Raw genomic sequence first — 22,033 nt, 5'->3', positions numbered from 1 at the left:
GCTTACGTCGTCTTCGCCCGAAGATGCAGCCGCTCCCCCTGACGGCCAAACAGGCTGAGGAACTCCACCGCATGCCTGTCAGCCTTCCCAAACCAGTGCGGCACCCGGGTGTCGAACTCAACCGCTTCACCGGCGGGCAACACCAGGTCGAGCTCACCGAGGACCATCCGCAGGTTCCCGTTCAGTACGTACAGCCACTCGTAACCCTCATGTACCTTGAGGTCCGGCTCCTCCAGCGCCATTTCGGCATGCAACACGTGCTTGTAGGCCTGAATGCCGCCTGGCCTGCGGGTAAGCGGAACCACCGTTCCGCGACCCATGTCGATCGGGCGCAGGTGAACTCGCGGATCCCCTGTGGTCGGTGCGCCCACAAGCTCATCCAACGGCACCTGATGCGCCTGGGCCAGAGGAAGCAGCAACTCAAGGTTGGGTTTACGCTGGCCCGACTCCAACCGCGACAAGGTACTCACCGAAATTCCGGTCGATTCCGACAACGACTGCAGTGTCACGTCCCGCTTCACTCTCAGCGCCCTCAGTCGCGGACCTACTGCCGCAAGTGCTTCACCAATTTCATCCGTCATAGACCCTAGTTTGCCAGATCAGCAATGTTACTTGCTGATTCTCGATCTGCGATCCACGATTGAAACATGACATCTGAACTGAACTCATACGACGTCGTCGTTATCGGCGGCGGGGCTGCCGGCCTCAGCGCGGCACTGATGCTCGGGCGTACCCGCCGGAGTGTCGCGGTGGTCGATGCCGGCCACCCACGCAACTCCCCGGCCAGCGGTGTACACGGTTTCCTCACCCGCGAGGGCATGAACCCGCTGGACCTTGTGGCCGGCGGCCGGGCCGACGTACAGCTCTACGGTGGCGTCATTGTTCCCGGCACCGCCGTCGACGTCGCTTCCACCGATGATCCCCGTGATCGCTTCCGCACCACGCTCGACGACGGGACGGTCCTCCACTCCCGCCGCCTGCTTCTGACCACAGGCCTCACGGACGTACTGCCGGAAATCCCAGGACTCCGCGAACGGTGGGGCCAGGAAGTGCTGCACTGCCCGTTCTGCCACGGCTGGGAGGTGCGCGACCAGCACATCGGCATCCTCGGCACCAGCGCCATGTCAGTACATCAGGCACTGCTGTTCCGCCAGTGGAGCAACAACATCACTCTTCTTCTCAACGACACCGTTGAACCTACCGAAGAAGAATGGGAGCACCTGGCCGCCCGCGGCGTCTCTGTGGTCGACGGCTCGGTTGCCCGTGTCCTGAACCAGAACGACGGCGGCACCCTCAGCGGCGTCGAACTCACCGGCGGCCGTGTGGTCCGGTTGGAAGCCCTCGTGGTTGCGCCGCGATTCGTCGCCAACACAGAAATCTTTGCGAGTCTCGGCCTAGTTCCGGTCCAGCATCCGATGGGAGTCGGTGAGCACCTGGCCGTGGATGAAACGGGCGCATCCGGAGTGGACGGGGTGTGGGCAGCAGGAAACGTGGCCAACCTGATGCTGCAGGTACTGCCGTCCGCTGCGTCGGGATCAATGGCAGCGATGGCGATCAACAATGACCTGATGGCCGAAGAACTGCAGCAGGATCTTGCAGCCCACCGCGAATCTTCCCTAGGTGCTTCCTCTTCCGCGGCAACCCTGCGGGATAGCAGGATAGGAGCGGAGGTTTCCTGATGCAGTCACAGCACTCACACCACACGCCCAACGATCAGCACGACCACGGTCACCAGCACAATCATCACGACCATGGTTCCCGCGAGTTCGACGAAGCCTTCTGGGACGCACGTTATGGCGAAAAGAAGCGGATCTGGAGTGGTCGTCCGAATCCGCAACTGGTCACTGAGGCAAACGGGTTACCGCCGGGCACAGCGCTCGACGTCGGCTGCGGAGAAGGTGCCGACGCCCTCTGGCTGGCCGAACAGGGTTGGCGAGTCACCGGCGTCGACATCTCAGCGGTTGCCCTTGCCCGCGCAGCCGAACACGAGCAGGAGCATCAGCAGGAGCAGCACAAGAACAACAACGAGAACCGTGACCTCGCTACCCCGCCCGTGCGCTGGGAACATCACGATCTCACGGTCTGGGAACCTCCGGCCGGAGCATTCGATCTCGTCACGGCGCAGTACATGCACCTACCCACCGCGCAACGTGAACCGCTGTTCCGTAGCCTGGCACGCGCCGTCGCGCCGGGCGGAACATTGTTCATCGTCGGGCACCATCCTTCAGACATGCAGAGCGGCGCATCACGACCCGATCTCCCGGATCTGTACTTCACGGCGGAGGACATAGTGGACCTGCTCGACGACGGTTGGGAACACCAGAGAGTCGAGTCCCGTCCGCGGGAAGCCAGCGGTCCTGACGGCGCCACACTCGCAGTAGCGGATGCGGTCTACCGGGGGCGCCGGCGCGGCTGAGGTCCGATCCGGCCGCGCTGGTCCTCGGAGAAGCCTGCAGGATGGGTCGCGGCTCAGGCCCGGCCCTTCAGAATGGCGTACCAGTAGAGCCGGATGAACCCATACCGCTCCACGAGCCAGGTAAGGCGCTTCTCCTTTGCCAGGCCCTTCCAGCCGGGAACGGATGGTTTGGGAGCGAGAGTGTCATCAAATTCGGCAAGCACCACGGTGGAGCGGCTCACCGTGAAAGGGCAGGCGCCATACCCGTTGTACTTCTGGCCAGGCTGATTGCCCTTGAGTACAGACTGCAGGTTCTTCGCGAGCACCTTGGTCTGCTGACGGAGCGCTGCACCGGACTTCGAGTTCGGTGTCCCTGCGGCGTCGCCGAGTGACCACACCGTTGGATGGGTGATGTGTCGGAGCGTGTGCTTGTCCACGGCGACGAAACCGTCGTCGTCGGCCAGTCCGGTGCTGCGGATCCAATCCGGAGCGGATTGCGGCGGTGCGGCGTGCAGGACGTCGTACCGGATCTGTTCCTCCGTACCGTGCTCGGTGTCCCGAAGGGTGGCGACGCGATTGTCGGCGTCAACGGAGGTGAGCTCCGTGGTGCAGCGCAGCTCAATCCCGTACTCGGTGATCTTGCGGTTCAGCTCCTCGTCCACCACGTCGACGCCGTACACGCTACTGGTGGGCACCGCGAGGATGACGCGGATATTGTCCAGCACGCCCTGCGAGCGCCAGTAGTCGCACGCCAGGTACATCGGCTTCTGGGTAGCACCGCCGCAGGTGATGGGGCCGTCCGGCATGCTGAAGATGGCGGTCCCGGAGCGTAGGCCGCTCAGCAGCCGCCACGCTTTCACCGCCAAATCGAGGCTGTAATTCGTTGCGCCGTAGGGAGAATCGTAGGCGTCCTGCAGTCCGGGAATCCCGTTCCAGTTCTTCTGGATACCGGGACACACCACCAGGTGCTCATACGTGAAGGTCTGCCCGGACGCGAGCGTCACGGTCTTCGCCGACGGGTCGATGGCGGTCGCGGAGTCCCGGTGCCAGGTGACACCCTTTGGCATCACGGATTCCTGCGGTCGAACGGCCATTTCCGCTTTCGCTGTACCGCCGGCAATGTGGGAGAAGAACGGCTGGTAGAGATGCTGTTCGGTGGGGTCGACGACGGCAATACCCTTCACCCTGTAACGCTTCAGGCGGGCGGCGAGGGAAATACCCGCGTTCCCAGCTCCGATCACGAGTACCTGGTGGTGCCCCTTTTCCATCCGCTGGACGTCCTTGCTGCTGTGCATCGAGCACCTCCTGGGTCGAACTGTTGCCGAACAGAGACCGAATGCCTCGACCCTACCGGCTTTCTCACCACGCGATAACGACTCTATGCGGAGTGGGTGACCCGCCTCACACTCGAAGTCACACCACTTCGCTGTCGAGGGAGGACCATGAAAGCCGTCCGCGTGCACAGGTACCGGGAAGATCCGCACCTAGATGATGTTGACGAGCCCACCGTCATCGGCCCCTGGGATGTGATTGTCGAGGTGGGTGCGGCGGGGCTCTGCCGGACCGACCTCCATGTCATTGAAGGCCAGTGGGATCACATCCAGCATCCCTCACTCCCCTACATCCTCGGGCACGAAAACGCGGGCTGGGTGCGTGAAGTGGGAAGCGCCGTCAGCAACGTCAGCGCCGGAGACACCGTGATCATGCACCCGCTGGTGACCTGCGGACTCTGCATGGCCTGCCGCGAGGGCCAGGATTCCCACTGCGACAACGCCACCTTCCCCGGTCTCAACGTCGACGGCGGCATGGCCGAATACATGCGGACCAACGCCCGCTCAGTGGTGAAGCTCGATTCCTCCCTCCAGCCGGCCGACATCGCTGCCCTCGCCGACGCCGGCCTCACCGCGTACCACGCGGTCCGCAAGGCGGTTCCGCAACTGCCGCCCGGATCGCACGCGGTGGTCATCGGCAGCGGCGGCCTCGGCCACATCGGAGTCCAGTCCCTGAAGGCGCTGACGGCGGCAACCGTCACCGTAGTCGACCGCTCAGCCGAGGCACTTGAACTGGCACACTCACTCGGTGCAGACCATACCGTCAACGCTTCTTCCGACGGCAACGGCGACGCCGGCCGGTTGCTCGATATCACGGACGGCGGCGCACACGTGGTGTTCGACTTCGTGGGAGAGCACGGCACGGAGTCCCTCGGCGTCACGGCGCTGCGCAACCGCGGCAGCTACTACAGTATCGGCTACGGCGGCGCGGTGAATATCGACACGATCGAGATCATTTCGCGGGAAATCAACGTCGTCGGAAACCTGGTGGGGACCTACACCGATCTGGTCGAGCTGATGACGCTCACTGCCCAGGGCAAGGTAACGCTCCACACCCAGAAGTATGACCTCGAGGATGCGGTCCAGGCCATGCACGATCTTGACAGCGGCGCCCTGGTGGGCCGCGGCATCCTCGTCCCCCGTCTCAACAAGTAACTGCCACCAAGTACCGCATCTGAACCCGAAGGGTGATTCCCATGGCGTATCCCGCAAAGTATTCGGCGCTCAATGAGCTGCAGCTATCGGAGGAGGCACGGCGAACGCTCACGCGCATCATCCGCGTGGCCTTTCCGCATCCTGCGGTTCCTGACGGGCCGTACGAACGCATGACCGAGAAGATCGTGTCGGAGGCGCAGGCGTCCACGTGGTTCCGGGTGGCGCTGACTCAAGGCCTGCTCACTCTCGACTCACTCACCGAGGAGCATTTCCTGGACCTTCCTGACGACCGCGCGCTCGCCGTGCTCAAGCGCATCAGCGACCTCGACTTCTTCGGCTTCATCCGGCGCACCACCGTCCTGAATTTCTACGACGATCCGCAGGTCTGGGACGTCCTCGGTTACGAGGGCGAGTCCTTCTCCAAGGGCGGCTACATCAACCGCGGATTCAACGACCTCGACTGGCTGCCTGAGCCTCGCATCGAGGAGAGCGACGAGGACCTGACCGAGGTCGGCCCGTTGCCCTACAACATTGCCCAGCAGGCACCCGACCGCGCGGAACCGGCGGGCCAGACCGGGGGCGTGCCCTCCGATGAGCAGTTCTCGGACCTCTTCAAGGGCTCCGACACCGTCAACGAAGGGAACACAGCATCATGACCACGGCCGAATCTGCCCGTTTCGACCAGGACGACGCCGACGTCGTCGTCATCATCGGTTCCGGCGCCGGCGGCGGCACCCTCGCCCACGAACTCACCGAAAAGGGCGTGAAGGTGGTCCTCCTGGAGGCGGGTGGCCATCTGACCAACGAGGATTACCACAACAACGAGTGGGAGGCCTTCAACCAGATGGCCTGGCTGGACCCGCGCACCACGTCCGGTTCATGGCGGATTGCGCGCGACTTCCCGAACCTGCCCGCGTGGCTCGTCAAGGCGGTCGGCGGAACGACGACGCACTGGTCCGGCGCCACCCCGCGGTTCAAGGCCCACGAGTTCAAGACCCGCACCGCCTACGGGCGGGTCGACGGCGCCAACCTGCTGGACTGGCCAATCACCCTCGATGACCTCGCACCGTATTACGACAGGGCAGAACAGAAGATCGGCAGTACACATCGTCATGGGCGTCCGGCGCTGCCCGCTAACAACAACTACAAGGTGCTCGCCGCCGGCGCCGAGCGCATCGGCTACCGCCACTATGCCACCGGACCGTACGGCACCAACGCTGAGCCGTTCGACGGCCGGCCGGCGTCGATCCAGGACGGCTTCAACTTCCAGGGCGACAAGAACAAGTCCAAGTGGTCCACCCTGGTGTCCGAGATCCCCAAGGCGCTGATCACCGGAAAACTCGACCTTCGGCCCAACAGCCACGCCGTTCAGATCACGCACACCGCGGAGGGGCTGGTGGACAGCGTGCTCTATGTCGACGCCGAGGGGAACCTGCAGCGGCAGCGCGCCCGGATCGTCGCGGTGGCTGGCAACGCGATCGAGACGCCGCGCCTGCTCATGCTTTCGGGTTCGCCGATGTTCCCGGACGGTCTCGCGAACTCTTCGGGACAGCTGGGCCGCAACTACATGCGCCACACCACCGGATCCGTCTATGCGAAGTTCGACAAGCCGGTACACATGTACCGGGGAGAGACCATGGCCGGGCTGGTCGCGGATGAGTCCCGGCACGACGTCGACCGGGGCTTCGCCGGCGGCTACTACCTGGAGACCATCGCCCTCGGTCCGGCGTTCCTCGCCAGCTTTGTGGATCCGGGAGCCTGGGGTCCCGGATTCGCGTCGCTCCTCGATGACTACGAGAACACAGCCGGGCTCTGGATCGTGGGTGAGGACATGCCACAAGAGACCAATCGGGTGACGCTGAACACCGCGGTCACCGACAGGCTGGGGCTGCCGGTGCCGAACGTGCACTTCGACGACCACGAGAACGACACCGCGATGCGCAACCACGGGTACCAGCAGGCATCACTGCTGTACGAGGCGGTGGGCGCCCTGTCTTCGCACCACACGCCGCCCTACCCTGCGACTCACAACATGGGCACCGCACGGATGAGCGCCCGGCCGGAAGACGGTGTGGTCAACGGGTTCGGCCAGACCCACGATGTGAAGAACCTGTTCGTCTCGGACGGCTCCCAGTTCACCACCGGAGCTGCTGCCAATCCGACGCTGACGATTGTGGCGCTGGCGATCCGCCAGGCTGACTACATGGCACAGCAGATGGCCTCGGCCGCCCTCTGAGGTTCGGTCCCCTGAACCCTGGCGGTACGCTCCCCCGACCCCGCACCTGGGGAGCGTGCCGCCAGTTCCGGCTGTCAGGGTTGGGAGCCCCTCATTGGAGATGCGGCAACACTGATGTTGCACGCAACGCCCGACTGACCCGATCCGCTGTGTCCCGCAGCAGAACCGCGAGCTTCGCCGAGCGGGCGTCGAACTCACCGGCGTCCATCGATACGGCGACGGAGCCCACAATCTGGCCCGCCGCATTGCGCACGGGCGCCGCGATGCATGACGCCCCCTCGATGAATTCCTCACGTTCGACGGCGATGCCGCCTTCACGGACGCGCTCAAGTTCGGAATCGAGGTCGTCAAGGGTGCCGATCGTCTGGGACGTCATCGCAGGCAGGCCCTGCCGGCGCAAAAGCGTGGCGCGCTCTGCCGGTTCCATGCCGGCCAGGAGAATCTTCCCGAAGGCCGTCGCGTGGGCAGCATCATTGAAGCCAAAACCCATTGGTGTAATGCGTGGCCGCCTGGGCGAGTCGACAACATGCGCGACGACGATGTGGTCTCCCCGGTGGACGGCGTAGTACGCGGCAGCGTCACCGCGCGCGTGAAGTTCGAGGATGAGCCGCGCGACCGCCGTTGGCGTACCGATCTGCCGCCGGAGAGAGGTGTCCAGGGCGTGCAGTTTATACCCGAGCGCGTATCGGCTTTCCTTCTTGAGATGAACGAGGTGCTCGGATCCGACCAGCAGCTTGAGGAGACGATAGACGGTCGGCAACGGCATATCCAGCTTCGCTGCGATCTCCTTGGCGGTCAGCCCGCGCCGATCCGAGGCAACAACGTCAAGCAGAGCAAACGCCTTCTGGACCGAAGCCATGCCTCCGAGTGCGTCATTGCGTCCCATAGGCCTATCTTGGCCGGTGTCACCGGCTTATGCCACCTGGAACACGGATACATGACGCGTCGAAGCGTGAGCCCCGAGCTTCGCCGGTGCTCACGCTTGCGCGTCGTGCACGCTACTGGTTGACGCTGAGCTCGCCCATCCGGTTCCAGCCGTTTGCCGAAATCTTCTCGCTGATGATTTGCGGCGTTTCGACCAGCGCCTGCGGCATATCCTTCATCGCCTGCTGGAAGTGGTCGCTGTTGACGTGGTCGCCCGCGGCGTCGTCCTGAAAGGCTTCCACCAGCACAAACTCGTTCGGATTGTCCACGCTGCGCGACCAGTCGAACCACAGGTTGCCTGGCTCGGCGCGGGTGGCTTCCGTGAAGTCGCGGGTGAGGTCAAGCCAGCGGTCGCTCCAGTCCGGCCTGACGTTGAATTTGACGACGATGAAAATCATGCTGCTGCCTCTCGCTCGGGTGCGCTGCTCTCATGTGGGTCCTAGTCTGCTGCCGCGTGCGGCAGCGCGAAAGTCCGCTTTTCACAGGGTGAGAATGTGTTGCATGCTCCTCCGCTGACCGGACCTAGTCTGGGCACGTGTGCAGCACGCTTCTACCGCTGCCGTCGTCGTCCATTGCCCAGGGAGGTAACCATGCTGACCGATTTCCTCGCCGCGGTCGCCGATCCGTCCCGGATCAGCGACCGGGCTATCGACCGGCACGCCAAGGCGCACGACGCATCGCACTTCCTGCTGATTCCAGAGGCGGTGGCAACGCCGTCGGACGCCGTCGAGGTCGGCAGGCTGCTCCGCGCCAGCGCCGCCGCGGGGATGCCGCTGACTCTACGTTCCGGCGGGACGAGCCTCAGCGGACAAGCGGTAAGCGACGGCCTGCTGGTCGACGTGCGGCGTAATTTCCGGAACATCGAAGTGCTCGACGACGGCGCACGGGTACGCGTGCAGCCCGGCGTCACGGTGCGGATGCTCAACAGCCACCTGCTGCGTTACGGACGCAAATTCGGGCCGGACCCGGCGAGCGAATCCGCGTGCACCATCGGCGGCGTCATTGCCAACAATTCCTCCGGGATGCACTGCGGCATAGTGGACAACGCCTACCGGACGCTGGAGTCCCTGACGGTTGTCCTGAGCAGTGGGACGGTGATCGACACAGCCGCGCCGGATGCTGACAAGCGCCTTTACGCGGCGGAGCCTGAGCTTCACGAGGGGCTCCGCCGGCTGGCCGCGCGCGTCCGGTCCGACGCCGCATCAGCCTCGACAGTGCGGCGGCAGTTCGCCATGAAGAACACCATGGGCTACGGGCTGAACTCGCTACTCGATTTCCAGCGTCCTGTGGACATCCTGGCGCACCTGATGGTCGGCAGTGAAGGAACGCTCGGTTTCGTGGCGGATGCGGTGTTCCGCACCGTACCTATCAGGGCGCATACGGCGACGGCACTGCTGGTCTTCCCTGATCTGGCGACCGCCAATTCCGCGCTGCCGGCGCTCGTGGAATCAGGCGCTGCGACAGCGGAATTAATGGATGCGCTGTCCCTTCGGGTCGGCCAGTCAATTCCTGACACTCCCCCGGCGGTACGCGGCCTGTCCGTCGAGGATCACGCGGCACTGCTCGTGGAATACTCGGCTGATTCTCCTGAACGTCTCACCGATGCGGTTGCCAAGGGCGCGGATGGCCTGAAGCCCTTCAGACTGACGATGCCGGCCACCTTCAGCACCGACCCTGTTGCACGGGCGGAACTGTGGCATCTGCGCAAGGGGCTGTACGCGTCTGTCGCCGGTGCCCGCCCTCCCGGCACGACCGCACTGCTCGAGGACATCGTGGTTCCGGTGCCTTCCCTTGCCCGTACGTGCGGCACGCTGTCCGAGCTGTTTGACCGCTACGGGTACCGCAACAGCGTGATTTTTGGGCACGCCAAGGACGGCAACATCCATTTCATGCTGACCGACGGGTTTGCTTCCGCCCCTGAACTGGACCGTTACCACGCCTTCACCGAGGACATGGTTGACCTGGTGCTGGCCGAAGGCGGGTCCCTCAAGGCAGAACACGGCACCGGCCGCGTCATGGCCCCATACGTCCGTCGCCAGTACGGCGACGCACTGTACGGGGTCATGCAGGACATTAAGGCGCTGTTCGACCCTTCCGGAATGCTCAATCCCGGCGTCATCATCAATGACGACCCGCAGGCACATCTGCGCCATATCAAGACGGCGCCCGCCGTGGCCGAGGAGGTAGACCGGTGCGTCTCGTGCGGCTACTGCGAACCGGTATGCCCCAGCAAGGACATCACCCTCACGCCGCGGCAGCGCATCGTGACCCTGCGGGCCATCGAGCAAGCCCGCATCGACGGGGATACGGCGCTGGTCGAAGCGCTGGAGAAGGACTACGACTACGAGTCGGTCCAGACGTGCGCGGTCGACGGAATGTGCCAGACCGCATGTCCGGTGGACATCAATACGGGCACCCTGGTCAAACGGCTTCGCCGCGAAAGCGCGAACCCGGTAGCGGCCAAAATCTGGGAGACGGCGGCAGGACACTGGGGGCCGGCAAGCCGCGGTGCGGCGGCTGCGCTCACGGTGGCAGACAGGATTCCGACGCCGGTGATCCGCGCTCCGAACGTGGCCGCCCGTGCCGTACTTGGCACGGATAACGTGCCCCTCTACTCACCGGACCTGCCCGCCGGTGGGCACTCCCGGCGTCGTCCGCGTCCGGCAACTGCGCCGGACGCGGTGTATTTCCCGGCGTGTGTGGGAACAATGTTCGGACCGGCAGAGCCCGGCGATGACGGCGTGCAGGCCAGCTTCGAACAGCTCTGCCGGTTTGCCGGGATCACTCTCCTGGTTCCGGCCGCCATCGACGGGATGTGCTGTGGAACCCCGTGGTCGTCGAAGGGCATGGTTGCCGGTGCCCACGCCATGCGCCGGCACGTCCTTGAGGAATTGCGTGAAGCCACCAACGACGGCGAGCTGCCCGTGATCGTCGACGCCGCCTCCTGCACGGAGGGGCTTCTGGCCACGCTGGAGGCTGAGGCGACGGCGGGAGGGCAACGGCCCCTACGAATCATCGACGCTGTGAAATTTACCGTCGATCGCATCCTGCCGCTGCTCGGCCCCTACCCAAAACTGGATTCACTGGCGCTTCATCCGACGTGCTCGTCTACACGGCTCGGTTTGAACGAGTCCCTGCAGCAGGTGGCTTCCGCGGTGGCGGAATCGGTTCGGGTACCGGCGACGTGGGGTTGCTGTGCCTTCGCCGGGGACCGCGGAATGCTCCACCCCGAGCTCACTGCCTCGGCGACGAGCGCACAGGCCGCAGAGGTCCGCGCGTTTGGGGCACGTGCACATGCCTCCTGCAACCGCACCTGCGAACTCGGCATGACGAGGGCTACCGAACGGAGCTACCACCACATTCTCGAGTTGCTGGCCGGGCAGGCGGGGAGAGGGGTAGACGGGAGGATAAGACGGTGAGTTGCGTCAGCGGCGCACCTCTTGATCAATTGCGGATGCGCGGGAGTACGGTCTTCTCTCAGACGGTGCAGGCACTGCTTTCATTGCATGGCCTGCAATGCATGCAACGTTTCGGAAGGACTATGTCGCCCGAATCGCCCCTGCGAGATCAAGGAGACTAACCACCTCCAGGTCCGGTGCGTCAAAGTACTCGGGATACGAGGTACCGGTCCGGTTGATCCAGGCGGTCCGGAGCCCTGCCCGATGAGCGCCATGAATATCCCAGGGATGCACGGCGACCAGCAGCATCTCCTGCGTCTGCCTGCCGAGTTCCATGGCTGCGTACTGGTAAGCGCTGTTCCCGGGCTTCCAGACGGGTGCGTCCGCGACGCTGAGGAGCCGCGCGAAGTGCCCGCGGATGCCGGCTCGCTCAAAAAGACCGTCCGCCACTGAAGTAGCACCGTTGCTCAAGGTGACCAGCTCCGCCTGGTGAGACAGGGCTTCAACGCCGGGCACGACGTCGTCGTGCACTGGCAGAGACGTCAGCGTAGTCATGATGTTTTCCACTGCGGCAGCGTGGTCTCCTCCGCCACGGGTGTCGGCGCACAGCCGCTCCAGGCTGTCTTTGGCGAGCTCGGCGAACCCGGGGTTGTCATTGGTGACGGTGAGCGCGAATCCGTCCCGAAGTATCCCGGCGAACCACACCCGGGCGGCCAGCGGCGGAAGCCCCTCTGCTTCGAATGCCTTCGCGAGGGGACTCAGGTCGGACAGGGTTTCGTTAACGTCGAAGACGATGGTCCGGGGCATTTCAGTCATGGTGGCAACGTTCGCAGACTTGCGCGAGCGGCGATACCCCGCCACCCGGCACGGGACCGGCCCACCCAGCTGAGCAACTGGATGGGCCGGAACCGCGTGTGCCCACCGGGTACATCAACCCGGTGGGCACACGCAGCAGAAAACTAGTTCGCGAAAACGTCCTGCAGGCGCGGGCCGATCCACAGGGCAACCGAGTCACCGCCGTTGTTCAGCACGGAAGCTCCGCCGCCGTTGTAGTAGGCCTCAGCTGAGTTGGTACCCGGACCCGCGTAGACACGCAGCTCGGCACCCGGAGCCAGGACGTAACCTTGACCGACGGTGAGGATGTTGTTCGCGGCATCGCGGATGATCGCGCCACTTACATCAACGCTCGCTGCCGACGTGTTGCGGAGCAGGACATACTCACCGTTCTCGGGCTGGACATCATCACCGGGCACGTTGTTGGCAGCATCCGCGATTTCAACGCCGGCTCCCGGGAACACAGGCTGACCCTGAAGGAAGCGCTGGTTCTGGATCGGGAAGTCAGTAGTCACCGCATCGACGCCAAGGTCGAGCGAATACTGCACAGCCTCAGGCGAGTTCACGGTGTACACACCGAGGATCAGACCGGCACCCTTGACGTCGGCAACGTTCTGTGGCGTCAGCGTGCGGTAGTTGGTGCCCACCGAATCGGCAAACGTTGCCCAGGAGTCGACGACAGCACGCGCAGGGACCACGCTGGTGAGCTGCTGCAACTCGATCTCCGGCGCAATCGCTGCGAAGCGGCGGTTTGAAGCCTCATCGAAACCGAGAACCTGGATCTTGTCCGCGGCTACCAGCTGAGTCCACTTGGGATCGTTGCGCAGTTCGTCGGCGACAACCTGCTCAACGCCGGGCGAATTCACGGGAGCCTTGATCTCGATGTACACGCCGGTCTTCACCGTTGCGACCTTGGCGGCGTCATCGAGATGCGGGATGCGCTCTCCCGCGTAGGTGTCGCTGAAGTAGGAGCCGGCGTCCAGCTGCTGAAGTTCCGCCCAGGTAAAGGAGGTGACGGGGTCGTTCTCGCGGCCAGGGAACACCTCTTCCACGTTGGTGGTGCGCGCCGGTGTGTTGTCGTGGAAGAGGAATGGCACGCCGTCTGCGCTGAGCTGCACATCGATTTCGAAGAAGTCTGCACTAGAAGCTCGTCCGTCCTTGAACGCCGCAACGGTGTTCTCCGGCGCAGTACCGGCTGCTCCGCGGTGCCCGATGAGAATGGGAGCGTCGCTTGCCTTCTGTGCGGGCAGAGCGTGTTCCTTCTGGGCGGGCGCTGCATGTGCGACGGCGGCGGGCGCGGTCGCGAGCATCAGACCGGCGGCTGTGGTCGCAATAATCCTGGTCAGGCGATAAGCCATAAGGTTCAGTTCCTTTCGGATGAGTGTGTGGGTGGTCCCCCTCATCCGATGCAACAGGCCGCCGAAGTCCACCCGGTCAACGCGGAATGAACGGCGGGTGAAAGCAAACATTCCACCCGCGTTGAGTTGGCAGTGGGTCAGCAGCGAGCGTAACGGCGCACGAAGTTGTTGAGGATCTTCGGCGGCCATGTGACAGACGCAGCCTCCGCACGCTCGATCACGGTCTCTGCCTGATCGGGCGGAAAGTAGCCCGCATGACGGTAAATGCGGATGCGTTCGACGAGCGCCTCCACGTCGAGTTCGGGATGAAATTGCGTGGCGTAGAGGTTCTGCTGGACCCGGAACATCTGAACCGGGCAGGAGGACGACGACGCCAGCAACACCGCCCCCGCCGGCAGGGTAGTGCACGCCTCCTTATGCCCAACGAACGCATCGAAGCGAAGCGGAAGCCCGGCCAACAGCGGGTCCGCTGCGCCGTCGTCGTTCACTGTGATTTCGGTGGGACCAATGGGCTCAGCAAAGGTGCGGTCAATGACGGCGCCCTGGTGCCGCCCGAGCGTTCCCACGCCGTAGCAGGCACCAAGGAACGGAAAATCGTTTTCGACCACGCGATCGAGCAGCTCACCAAGCTCCCGTTCCACCCGGTGCTGCGTCGGAGACTTGGTGTCCTCCGCATCAGACGAGTTGAAGGGACTTCCACCCAGGAAGATTCCCGAATAGTCCTCGAGGCGGAGGGCAGGCAGCGGCTCCTGCTCCACCCGGATGCGGTGAAGGTTCGACGGCGCCAGTCCAGTGAAACGGAGAAAGCTCCGGTATTCGCCTTCGGCAGCAGCATCCTCGGCACGGGTGGCCAACAGCAGGAACGGTAGCACCCGTCGATCCTACTGCCGGGCGAAATTTTCCACCCGATCACTCGCAAAATGCTAAGCATGCTGATAAACATTAAGGGAGCCGTTTTCCAAACATCCCCATCGGATTACGGCACACCCAAGTCTAAGGAGAGCATCATGGCAGGAAACACGCTTGTACGGTCCCTACACGATCTCAGTGCTGCGGCTTGGTTCGGCGGATCGCTCATGGGCGCCGTCGGCCTGAACGGCGCAGCGGCCGAAGCCAAGGACCCGACAGAACGCACCCGTCTTTCCACCGTTGGCTGGGCGCGCTGGACCCCGGTGCAGATCGCAGCGTTCGGCGCACACGCAGTTGGCGGCATCGGCCTCATCGCAGCGAACAAGGGACGGCTTGCCGGTCAATCCGGCGCTGTTGCCAATACCGTGGTGAAGTCAGCAATCACGGTGGTCGGCATGGCAGCATCCCTCTACTCGGGCATGCTCGGCAAGAAGGTGGGCGAACTGAGCCAGCACGGAGCTGCCGGCGCAACTGAGCCCAAGCCCGGAGCACCGGAGGAGCTGAAGAAAGCCCAGTCGCAGCTGAAAACACTCCAGTGGATCCTGCCCGCCCTCAGCGGCGCAGTGATTGTGCTTGGCGCCAACCAGGGTGAGCAGCAGCGTCCCAAGAACCTACTTGACGGCATCTTCAACCGCTGAGTACCCAGAAGCCCGGCCCGTCGTTTCCCCCAAACGGCGGGCCTCTTCGGTTAACCCCGAGGAAATTTTGTGCAGCTACGGCGGGTTCCGGCGCTGGAAAGCCACCGGAGCTGCGCAAAAGTTCCCATCGTCAGCAACGCCGCCTACCAGATGAGCCACCAGACCCTCGATGAGATCACTGAAGAGGAGTGGGAATACACCTTCAAGGTGAACGTGTCAGCGATGTTCCACCTCGTCAAGGCCGCCCTGCCGCACATGGCTCCGGGTTCTTCGATCATCGGCAGCTCATCGGTGAACTCGGACATGCCGAGCCCCGCGCTGGCGCCCTACGCCGCAACCAAAGCAGCCATCGCCAATTTCTCAGCGAGCCTCGCGCAAATGCTCGGCGAAAAGGGAATCCGCGTCAACAGTGTCGCGCCCGGCCCCATCTGGACGCCGCTCATTCCCTCGACCATGCCCGAAGAAAAGGTCAAGCAGTTCGGCGACGACACTCCTCTGGGACGCGCCGGCCAGCCCGCCGAACTCGCTCCTGCCTATGTTCTCCTCGCGTCCGACGACGGTAGCTACATGTCAGGCGCCCGGATCGCCGTCACCGGCGGCCGGCCCATCCTGTAGCGCGGCCCTTACGGTGGATCACCACTTCAAGTGAGCAGGACACACCCTCAATGACTCTCCGAAAGGGGTGTGTACTGACAACTCAACGCGAGGAGGATGGACGCCGTGGGCTTAACCGCCTGCGGCGTCCCGCGCGAGACGGAAGGATGGACGCATGGAATTCAACCGGCTGCTGCAAATCAAGCGCATCTATGCGCAGCCTGCCGCCCTGGAGTTGCCCCGCGGCAAGGAGATTGTGGAGCGGTGGCCGGAAGCCGACGTCGTGCTGGTGGACAACCACTGGAACATCCCGGAAGTCCACGGTGATGAAACAAACGTCCCGCGCTGGTCACGGATCAAGACCGAGGCGCTGGTCCTCGGCGTCAAGAAGGCACTCACCGTCAAGCCGAACGGCAGGTCAGCAGACTTCATCGCCCCCTCATCCGCCAACGGTTGCGCCATGGCGTGCGCCTACTGCTACGTTCCCCGCCACAAGGGGTACAGCAACCCGGTGACCGTGTTCGCCAACATCGACCAGATCGCCGGCGCGCTTGAACGGCACGCCACGCGTCAGGGGATGAAGCTCGAACCTAACCAGTGTGATCCCGAGCTGTGGGTCTATGACATCGGGGAAAACAGCGACTGCTCCGTAGACGCCCTGATCAGCGACAACGTCAAGGACCTGGTCGAGCTCTTCCGTGACCTGCCCACCGCCAAGCTCTCGTTCGCCACCAAGTACGTCAATCCGGCAATGCTGAGTTGGGACCACGGCGGCCGCACCCGGATCCGCTTTTCCCTCATGCCCGCGGACCTCGCCAAGTCGATCGACGTTCGCACCTCACCCGTGGCAAAGCGGATGGCCGCGATCAACGATTTCGTTGACGCCGGGTACGAAGTCCACGTGAACTTCTCCCCCGTGATCATCACGGATACCTGGCTCCGCGACTGGCGGGACCTCCTCCGCCAACTCGATGCGACGCTCACCCCTGCAGCAAAGGCTCAGCTCGCAGCCGAAGTCATCTTCCTCACCCACAACGAGCGCCTGCACGAGGTCAACCTCGGGTGGCACCCGCAGGCCGAGAACGTGCTGTGGCGGCCAGACCTGCAGGAGTCGAAGGTCTCTTCCAACGGCTTTACCAACGTCCGTTACCGATCCGGCGCCAAGGGGCGCTACGTGCGGCAGCTGACCGAGCTCATCGAGGAGATAGCACCGTACTGCCGGGTTCGCTACGCGTTCTGATGATTTCTGGAGGGAAGCATTCCTGGAGGAGAGCATTCCTGGGGGTGAGCATTCCTGAACGGACAGAGGCACCACCCGTGGGCCAGCGCCGCTCCGACTTCAGGCTTCGCTCTCAGGAAGTTCCATACAGGGCGCCCAGAGCAGAGAGGTGATGTCTTCATGCGTCATTCCCGCAGCCACGGCAATTGCGTCTACCGGACATCCTTCGGACGCGGCCCGCTCGATCGCCTCGGCAAGACCGGCTCGAGCACGATCCAGCTTCCACTCGAGCGACTCGACCGCCGCGGCGGCGGCAATGACCCGTTCTGTACCTGAGGCGCTGTCGTCGAACGCCACGTCGATTTCGGACATCCACAGCTGGTCGCCCAAATCCAAGGCGTTACCAGCAGAACCCGAGACAAACTCCCCGGGGGACTCGTGAGCGATGGTGATCATCGGCGGCTCTCTATCAATAGGTGGAATAGTAACTAGCCTGGCTAGTTATATATGACCTTAGCTTGACTGTCCATCACCAGAAACAGACCAAAAGCTGAGTCGCTCTTGAGGCGGTCTCGAAACCTTTCCCGACCTTGAGATTCGCTAGGTGGCCTAGCATATAGCTGAGCGATAAAATGATTGACATGGAGACCGCAATGAACCCCGACGGCGCAGGCTATTGGTACGCCGACCAGGACACCCCTGGCAGCGTTGACGTGCTCAACGCGCTCCGCGCGTACCGTGCCGCAGAAGCCGAGATGCGCCGTCGAACCCGTGATTCCATGAAGATGAATGAAACAGACCTTCTGGCTATCAGGTATGCCATGCGAGCCCACAAGGCCGGGCATTGCATCAGTCCCAAGGACCTCTCACGCATGCTGAAGATTTCGACGGCGTCCACCACCGGACTCGTTGACCGTCTCGTTGCGAGCGGACACCTGATCCGACGGCCACATCCTACCGACCGGCGTTCCGTCGAGATCATCCCGACCGGCAGTGCTGACACAGAAGTACGTGAAACCCTTGGCGGGATGCACAAGCGGATGCTTGAAGTTGCTGAATCACTGACCACCGAGGAGGCACTGCATGTCACGCGGTTTCTTGAACGCATGACCTGGGCTATGGAACAAGAGGACCCGCCCCATCACCCCTGACACCAACAGAAGCACAACCAACCACAAGGATTCGTTGCACGGCGACCGGAAGAGACAACACATCATGGATATCGCGCAGTGGCCAACAAACCGACTTCTCAACACGGCTGCCCGGCTCAGCGCCAATCAGGAAAATGAGCGACTCCGTCAACTGGGAACCACCCACGCGGGACTCCTGACACTGCGCGTTCTCGGCAGAACCAGCGCCATCACGCAGGTGGAACTGGCGCGGGAACTTCGCGTTCAGGCACAGACCACCGGCAAACTTCTCGAAAGGCTTGAAACACGGGGCCTGATCCAACGCACCAGAAGCGACGACGATCGCCGTGTCTTCATCGTCAGCCTCAGCGCAGAGGGCAAGGCCGTGCTACAGCGGGCCCAGGCAATGGAGGACGAGGAAGCTCAGTCGTCGATGGGCTCAGACGCCGTCCTGCGGGCGGAACTGATTGCCCACATCCGGGATCTGGGGGGTTTCCCCCGCCTCGTAGGGCAGGGCCAGAACGAACACGCGGACTCCCGTGACCTGCCGCAGGACAAGTTCGCCGAGGAGCTCGCCGGACACGATCTGACCGCAGGCTAGGCGGCTGCCCCGCAGGCCAGGCGCAGGCTGAACGACTGCTCCGCAGGCCGAGCGCACGCTCACGAGGGTACGCGGCAGCTACGAGGCCAGGCGTCAGCTCGCGAGGAGTGTTTCGCAGCTCTCGGTCGTAGAGTGCAGGGTCCGCGCCTCGAACAATCGGGCGTCCAGCTCCTCAAGATCGCGCACCGCGGCAGAAATCAACCGCTGAACATGGTCAGGATCCCGGGAGGTCTCGCCCGCCCGCTGAACGTCCAGCAGCGTCCTCGCGAGCTGGACCCGCACCCGTTCCAGATCCCGGATCCGGCGGGCCGATTCCCTCAGTTCCTCGGCAATGCCGGGCCGATCATGGTCTCGCGCTGAGGATAGGGAACTCGTTGAAGATTGAAGCACCAGAGAATAATAAGCAGGCTTTCTTTTCTCACGCAAGTTGTCGCTCGGATATCAGCGACCCGTGCGGCATTGCTACTGTTCTCGAATGGAACGCAGCAGGTCAGTCTGGCGCAGTGCAACGAACCTGACCCCGCGCGTGGTTCGCGACTACATCCGAACCCAGCTGTGGCCGGTCCCGCTCACCGCGGTCATCGTCTCAGTGGTGCTCGCACAGTATGTCACCTGGCTTGACCACCAGCTCGACGACGACATGCCGCCCGCACTGTCAGCGCTTCTCTTCGGCGGCGGCGCGGCGGCCGCGCGATCGCTCATGGAAGCGATAGCGGCATCAACCATCACCGTGACATCCCTGACCTTCTCGCTGACGGTCGTCACACTGCAACTTGCCAGCAGCCAGTATTCGCCGCGCCTGCTGCGCACCTTCACCAGCGACAGGTTTGTCCACAACACTCTCGCGCTTTTCCTGGCGACCTTCGCTTATTCCCTGACTGTGCTGCGGACAATCCGGGATAACGACGAGGAATCCACCGGCTTCGTTCCGGAGATTGCCGTCACGCTGTCCTTCCTGCTGTCGCTGACCACCGTCATTGGACTGGTTCTGTTCCTTGGTCACCTCTCGCGCCAACTGCGGGTGGAACGAATGCTGGCGGACGTCCACAATGATTTATCGGCGACGATGGGCAGCGTCACGGGCGGATCTGCGAGACCACACATTGAGCTGGAGGCCCCTGCTGGAGCGCTGGATCTACCCGCCGGGTCATCGGGCTTCCTCGTGCAGGTCAATGAGGAGTCGCTGCTCAAGGTGGCCAGTCAGTTCGACGTGGTCATCGTCCTCCAGCGTCCGCCGGGAGACTTCCTTGTCGAGGGTGTGCCCTACGGATACGCAATACAACGGGACAGCGGCGACTGGACCGAAGACCAAGCGCAACAGCTCAGGCAGGCGGTCGAGAACTGCGCCACCATCGGATTTGAACGCAACTCGGTTCAGGACATCGGCTTTCCGGTGCAGCAGATCCTCGACGTCGCGGTCCGGGCCATCTCCCCCAGCGTCAATGACCCTACGACGTGCGTGCACGCTTTGGGGCACCTCTCGGCAGGCCTGTCCTCGCTGGCCAGGGAAGACTCGGGACACCGGATGATGACTGACGGCGAGGGCAACGTGAGGGTCACCATCCGCAGGCGAACTTTGTCCATGCTGCTTGAACTGGTCGTGTCGCAGATCTGCACCTACGGCATGGACGACCCACGCGTAGCGCGCCGCCTGATTGACCTGATCGATGAGACAGAACTCAACGCCTCAGGCCGGCATGGTGAGATTTTCGGCCAACAGCGACAGCGGATCGCTCGTGCCCTGTCCGGCAGCGGGCTCGACCCGGTGGATCAGCAGGAACTCCTCCAAAGATGCGCTACCGGCGCATGAAGAGGTAAGACTCGGTCAGCCCCGATGGATGCCCGGCCGGTCACCCCAAAAAAGACTCAGCCCACAGGTACGGGCGGACCGGCGATCAACAGTGCCGCAAAGACCACGCTGACACCGATGATTCCCACCAGTGCGGCCGTAAGCGGGTTGCGCAGCACCCACGCCTGAAGGTTCTCAACTGCACCGGACGGCTGGTCCTTTCCGGCCGCAAGGCGCCATCCGCCGTCGAGCTTTCCCCGGCGCTCAAGCTGCCAGTCAAAAAGAACCGTGGCAAACGGGATGACGCCGGCCAAAAGGCCCAGCGCCCCGATGCCCGTGCTCCACCGCTGGTTGACCCAGACAAAGGTTGTGCTCACCAGGTACGTGAGGAAGATGAAACCGTGCAGTGCCCCGCCCACCGAAACCAGGATCTCAGTGGTTTCAGTAACGTACTTCAGATACATGCCCGCCAGAAGCAGTGCCCACGTGATCGCCTCCGCGACGGCAACGCTACGGAAGAGGGTACGAGGGCTCATGGATGTCTCCTGGTCAAACGGGTGCGGTCATTCAAATCTAGCGCAGCGGCGTCGGGATGCAGATTTCAGGCGACTGGTCAGCGGCAGGCAGCGCAACCGCCGGCTGCCTACCGGAGCGCCTGCGCACATTGACCGCCAGGATGGAACCCAGAACCAGCAACCCGCCAACTCCCTGCAGAAGGGACAGTTGCTCGCCCAAAACCAGCCACCCCAAAAGCGCTGCGACCACCGGGCTGAGCAGTCCGAGGAAGGAAGGAGCAGTAACCGGCAGCCGCTGAATACCGCGGAACCACAGCACGTAGGCCACAGCTGTTCCAAGGATCGAGAGGTACAGGTACCCGCCCAGGTTGGTCATCGTAAGCGCGGGCGGCTGCCCCTCGACGATGAGCATCAGCGGGACCAGCAGGAGCCCGCCGGCCACTAATTGCCACGCGGTCATGGTGAGCGGCTTCTCTGCCTTGCCCCACTTCTTGGCAAGCACGACGCCGGCAGCCATGGACACCGCCCCGCCCAGTGCGGCGAGCACACCCACCGTATCGAGGCGCGCTTGCGATGACAGAACCAGAAGCGCGACGCCGGCAGCACCGGTAATCCCCGCCAGCACCACTTTGAGCGACAGCCGATCCTTGAGGACCCACGTTGCCAGTCCCGCCACAATGAGCGGCTGAACAGCGCCTACGGTCGCCGCCACTCCCCCGGGCAGCCGGTACGCCGCCACGAAGAGCAACGCAAAGAAGACCCCGATGTTGAGGCCGCCAAGCACCAGCGCCTTCCACCACCATGAGCCGTGTGGCAACCGCCGCACCACCAGGAGAAGCAGGAGACCGGCAGGGAGTGCGCGAAGCACCGCGGCAGTCAGCGGAAGCCCCGGCGGCAGCAAGGCCTCGGTCACCAAATAGGTGCTGCCCCAAACCATCGGCGCAAGGGCGGTTATCAACAGGGTCCAACTCATTTTGCTAAGCACTTAGCAATAGTAGCTAAGTGCT

General features: G+C 63.5%; 23 protein-coding genes. 12 read left to right on the top strand and 11 right to left on the bottom strand.

What is annotated here, in order from left to right:
- Positions 1-2: 2 nt before the first annotated feature.
- Positions 3-581 carry a helix-turn-helix domain-containing protein gene (locus tag ACZ2GY_RS03145; protein ID WP_204534488.1) on the bottom strand — a complete coding sequence of 193 codons (579 nt, stop codon included), beginning with the start codon at positions 579-581 and terminating at the stop codon, positions 3-5.
- Between the two features lie 66 nt (positions 582-647).
- On the opposite strand from ACZ2GY_RS03145, the gene ACZ2GY_RS03140 reads away from it, so the two are divergent.
- Both ACZ2GY_RS03140 and ACZ2GY_RS03135 read left to right on the top strand, forming a co-directional pair.
- Complete coding sequence (locus tag ACZ2GY_RS03140) at positions 648-1,679, top strand: NAD(P)/FAD-dependent oxidoreductase (protein WP_471672955.1); 1,032 nt, start codon at positions 648-650, stop codon at positions 1,677-1,679.
- On the top strand, positions 1,679-2,416 hold the full coding sequence (locus ACZ2GY_RS03135) for a class I SAM-dependent methyltransferase (RefSeq protein WP_471672954.1): 738 nt from the start codon (positions 1,679-1,681) through the stop codon (positions 2,414-2,416). The genes ACZ2GY_RS03140 and ACZ2GY_RS03135 overlap by 1 nt, the downstream gene beginning before the upstream one ends.
- 53 nt (positions 2,417-2,469) lie before the next feature.
- Here the strand turns inward: ACZ2GY_RS03135 and ACZ2GY_RS03130 are convergent, their stop codons facing one another.
- Positions 2,470-3,690 (bottom strand): NAD(P)/FAD-dependent oxidoreductase, encoded by a 1,221-nt coding sequence (locus tag ACZ2GY_RS03130; protein WP_471672953.1) that lies wholly within the window; start codon positions 3,688-3,690, stop codon positions 2,470-2,472.
- 147 nt (positions 3,691-3,837) lie between these two features.
- Between ACZ2GY_RS03130 and ACZ2GY_RS03125 the strand changes: the two genes are divergently transcribed.
- From ACZ2GY_RS03125 to ACZ2GY_RS03115, 3 genes are read left to right on the top strand one after another with little or no spacing between them, the layout of a single operon-like run.
- Positions 3,838-4,881, top strand: coding sequence for an NAD(P)-dependent alcohol dehydrogenase (locus tag ACZ2GY_RS03125; RefSeq protein ID WP_277357023.1), 1,044 nt, complete (start codon positions 3,838-3,840; stop codon positions 4,879-4,881).
- Positions 4,882-4,922: 41 nt separating this feature from the next.
- Positions 4,923-5,537: a hypothetical protein gene (locus ACZ2GY_RS03120; RefSeq protein WP_277357024.1), complete on the top strand. Its 615-nt coding sequence runs from the start codon at positions 4,923-4,925 to the stop codon at positions 5,535-5,537.
- Positions 5,534-7,117: a GMC family oxidoreductase gene (locus ACZ2GY_RS03115; RefSeq protein ID WP_277357025.1), complete on the top strand. Its 1,584-nt coding sequence runs from the start codon at positions 5,534-5,536 to the stop codon at positions 7,115-7,117. Before ACZ2GY_RS03120 ends, ACZ2GY_RS03115 begins: the two co-directional genes overlap by 4 nt.
- A gap of 91 nt (positions 7,118-7,208) precedes the next feature.
- Here ACZ2GY_RS03115 and ACZ2GY_RS03110 read toward each other — a convergent pair whose 3' ends face one another.
- Positions 7,209-8,003 carry an IclR family transcriptional regulator gene (locus ACZ2GY_RS03110; protein WP_090585617.1) on the bottom strand — a complete coding sequence of 265 codons (795 nt, stop codon included), beginning with the start codon at positions 8,001-8,003 and terminating at the stop codon, positions 7,209-7,211.
- Positions 8,004-8,115: 112 nt separating this feature from the next.
- Positions 8,116-8,439, bottom strand: a complete 324-nt coding sequence (locus ACZ2GY_RS03105; protein ID WP_090585619.1) for a putative quinol monooxygenase — start codon at positions 8,437-8,439, stop codon at positions 8,116-8,118.
- Between the two features lie 192 nt (positions 8,440-8,631).
- Here ACZ2GY_RS03105 and ACZ2GY_RS03100 point away from each other — a divergent pair, with 192 nt between their 5' ends.
- Entirely contained in the window at positions 8,632-11,460 is a 2,829-nt protein-coding gene (locus tag ACZ2GY_RS03100; RefSeq protein ID WP_277357028.1) for an FAD-binding and (Fe-S)-binding domain-containing protein, read from the top strand.
- A gap of 120 nt (positions 11,461-11,580) precedes the next feature.
- On the opposite strand, the gene ACZ2GY_RS03095 is transcribed toward ACZ2GY_RS03100, so the two are convergent.
- The 3 genes from ACZ2GY_RS03095 to ACZ2GY_RS03085 all read right to left on the bottom strand — a co-directional run bounded on the left by ACZ2GY_RS03095 (position 11,581) and on the right by ACZ2GY_RS03085 (position 14,503).
- Positions 11,581-12,255 carry a haloacid dehalogenase type II gene (locus ACZ2GY_RS03095; protein WP_277357029.1) on the bottom strand — a complete coding sequence of 225 codons (675 nt, stop codon included), beginning with the start codon at positions 12,253-12,255 and terminating at the stop codon, positions 11,581-11,583.
- Positions 12,256-12,398: 143 nt separating this feature from the next.
- Positions 12,399-13,820: a glycerophosphodiester phosphodiesterase family protein gene (locus ACZ2GY_RS03090; RefSeq protein WP_471672952.1), complete on the bottom strand. Its 1,422-nt coding sequence runs from the start codon at positions 13,818-13,820 to the stop codon at positions 12,399-12,401.
- On the bottom strand, positions 13,769-14,503 hold the full coding sequence (locus ACZ2GY_RS03085; protein WP_471672951.1) for a glutamine amidotransferase: 735 nt from the start codon (positions 14,501-14,503) through the stop codon (positions 13,769-13,771). Before ACZ2GY_RS03085 ends, ACZ2GY_RS03090 begins: the two co-directional genes overlap by 52 nt.
- 135 nt (positions 14,504-14,638) lie before the next feature.
- On the opposite strand from ACZ2GY_RS03085, the gene ACZ2GY_RS03080 reads away from it, so the two are divergent.
- The 3 genes from ACZ2GY_RS03080 (at position 14,639) to ACZ2GY_RS03070 (ending at position 17,012) form a co-directional block, all read left to right on the top strand.
- Positions 14,639-15,178, top strand: a complete 540-nt coding sequence (locus tag ACZ2GY_RS03080) for a hypothetical protein (RefSeq protein ID WP_346028644.1) — start codon at positions 14,639-14,641, stop codon at positions 15,176-15,178.
- 69 nt (positions 15,179-15,247) lie between these two features.
- Complete coding sequence (locus tag ACZ2GY_RS03075; protein ID WP_471672950.1) at positions 15,248-15,793, top strand: SDR family oxidoreductase; 546 nt, start codon at positions 15,248-15,250, stop codon at positions 15,791-15,793.
- Positions 15,794-15,947: 154 nt separating this feature from the next.
- Positions 15,948-17,012: a spore photoproduct lyase family protein gene (locus ACZ2GY_RS03070; RefSeq protein WP_471672949.1), complete on the top strand. Its 1,065-nt coding sequence runs from the start codon at positions 15,948-15,950 to the stop codon at positions 17,010-17,012.
- A gap of 99 nt (positions 17,013-17,111) precedes the next feature.
- Here ACZ2GY_RS03070 and ACZ2GY_RS03065 read toward each other — a convergent pair whose 3' ends face one another.
- Complete coding sequence (locus ACZ2GY_RS03065; protein WP_471672948.1) at positions 17,112-17,447, bottom strand: hypothetical protein; 336 nt, start codon at positions 17,445-17,447, stop codon at positions 17,112-17,114.
- A gap of 185 nt (positions 17,448-17,632) precedes the next feature.
- Here ACZ2GY_RS03065 and ACZ2GY_RS03060 point away from each other — a divergent pair, with 185 nt between their 5' ends.
- Both ACZ2GY_RS03060 and ACZ2GY_RS03055 read left to right on the top strand, forming a co-directional pair.
- A complete protein-coding gene (locus ACZ2GY_RS03060; RefSeq protein WP_471672947.1) occupies positions 17,633-18,142 on the top strand; it encodes a MarR family winged helix-turn-helix transcriptional regulator in 510 nt (169 codons plus the stop codon).
- A 64-nt stretch (positions 18,143-18,206) separates the two neighbouring features.
- Entirely contained in the window at positions 18,207-18,722 is a 516-nt protein-coding gene (locus tag ACZ2GY_RS03055) for a MarR family winged helix-turn-helix transcriptional regulator (RefSeq protein ID WP_277357037.1), read from the top strand.
- Between the two features lie 93 nt (positions 18,723-18,815).
- Here ACZ2GY_RS03055 and ACZ2GY_RS03050 read toward each other — a convergent pair whose 3' ends face one another.
- Positions 18,816-19,112 (bottom strand): hypothetical protein, encoded by a 297-nt coding sequence (locus ACZ2GY_RS03050; RefSeq protein ID WP_471672946.1) that lies wholly within the window; start codon positions 19,110-19,112, stop codon positions 18,816-18,818.
- 85 nt (positions 19,113-19,197) lie between these two features.
- Between ACZ2GY_RS03050 and ACZ2GY_RS03045 the strand changes: the two genes are divergently transcribed.
- Positions 19,198-20,532 carry a DUF2254 domain-containing protein gene (locus ACZ2GY_RS03045; RefSeq protein WP_471672945.1) on the top strand — a complete coding sequence of 445 codons (1,335 nt, stop codon included), beginning with the start codon at positions 19,198-19,200 and terminating at the stop codon, positions 20,530-20,532.
- A gap of 56 nt (positions 20,533-20,588) precedes the next feature.
- Here ACZ2GY_RS03045 and ACZ2GY_RS03040 read toward each other — a convergent pair whose 3' ends face one another.
- Together ACZ2GY_RS03040 and ACZ2GY_RS03035 are read right to left on the bottom strand one after the other, a co-directional pair.
- The gene (locus ACZ2GY_RS03040; RefSeq protein ID WP_471672944.1) at positions 20,589-21,047 is read right to left on the bottom strand and encodes a DUF3817 domain-containing protein; all 459 of its coding nucleotides are present in this window, start codon (positions 21,045-21,047) and stop codon (positions 20,589-20,591) included.
- Between the two features lie 37 nt (positions 21,048-21,084).
- Positions 21,085-21,999 (bottom strand): EamA family transporter, encoded by a 915-nt coding sequence (locus ACZ2GY_RS03035; protein WP_471672943.1) that lies wholly within the window; start codon positions 21,997-21,999, stop codon positions 21,085-21,087.
- Positions 22,000-22,033 lie beyond the last annotated feature (34 nt).

The sequence above is a fragment of the Arthrobacter sp. KKT183 genome (assembly GCF_055657625.1).
The sequence above is the reverse complement of the archived record's forward strand: the minus strand, read 5'-3'. Positions and strand labels throughout refer to the sequence as shown.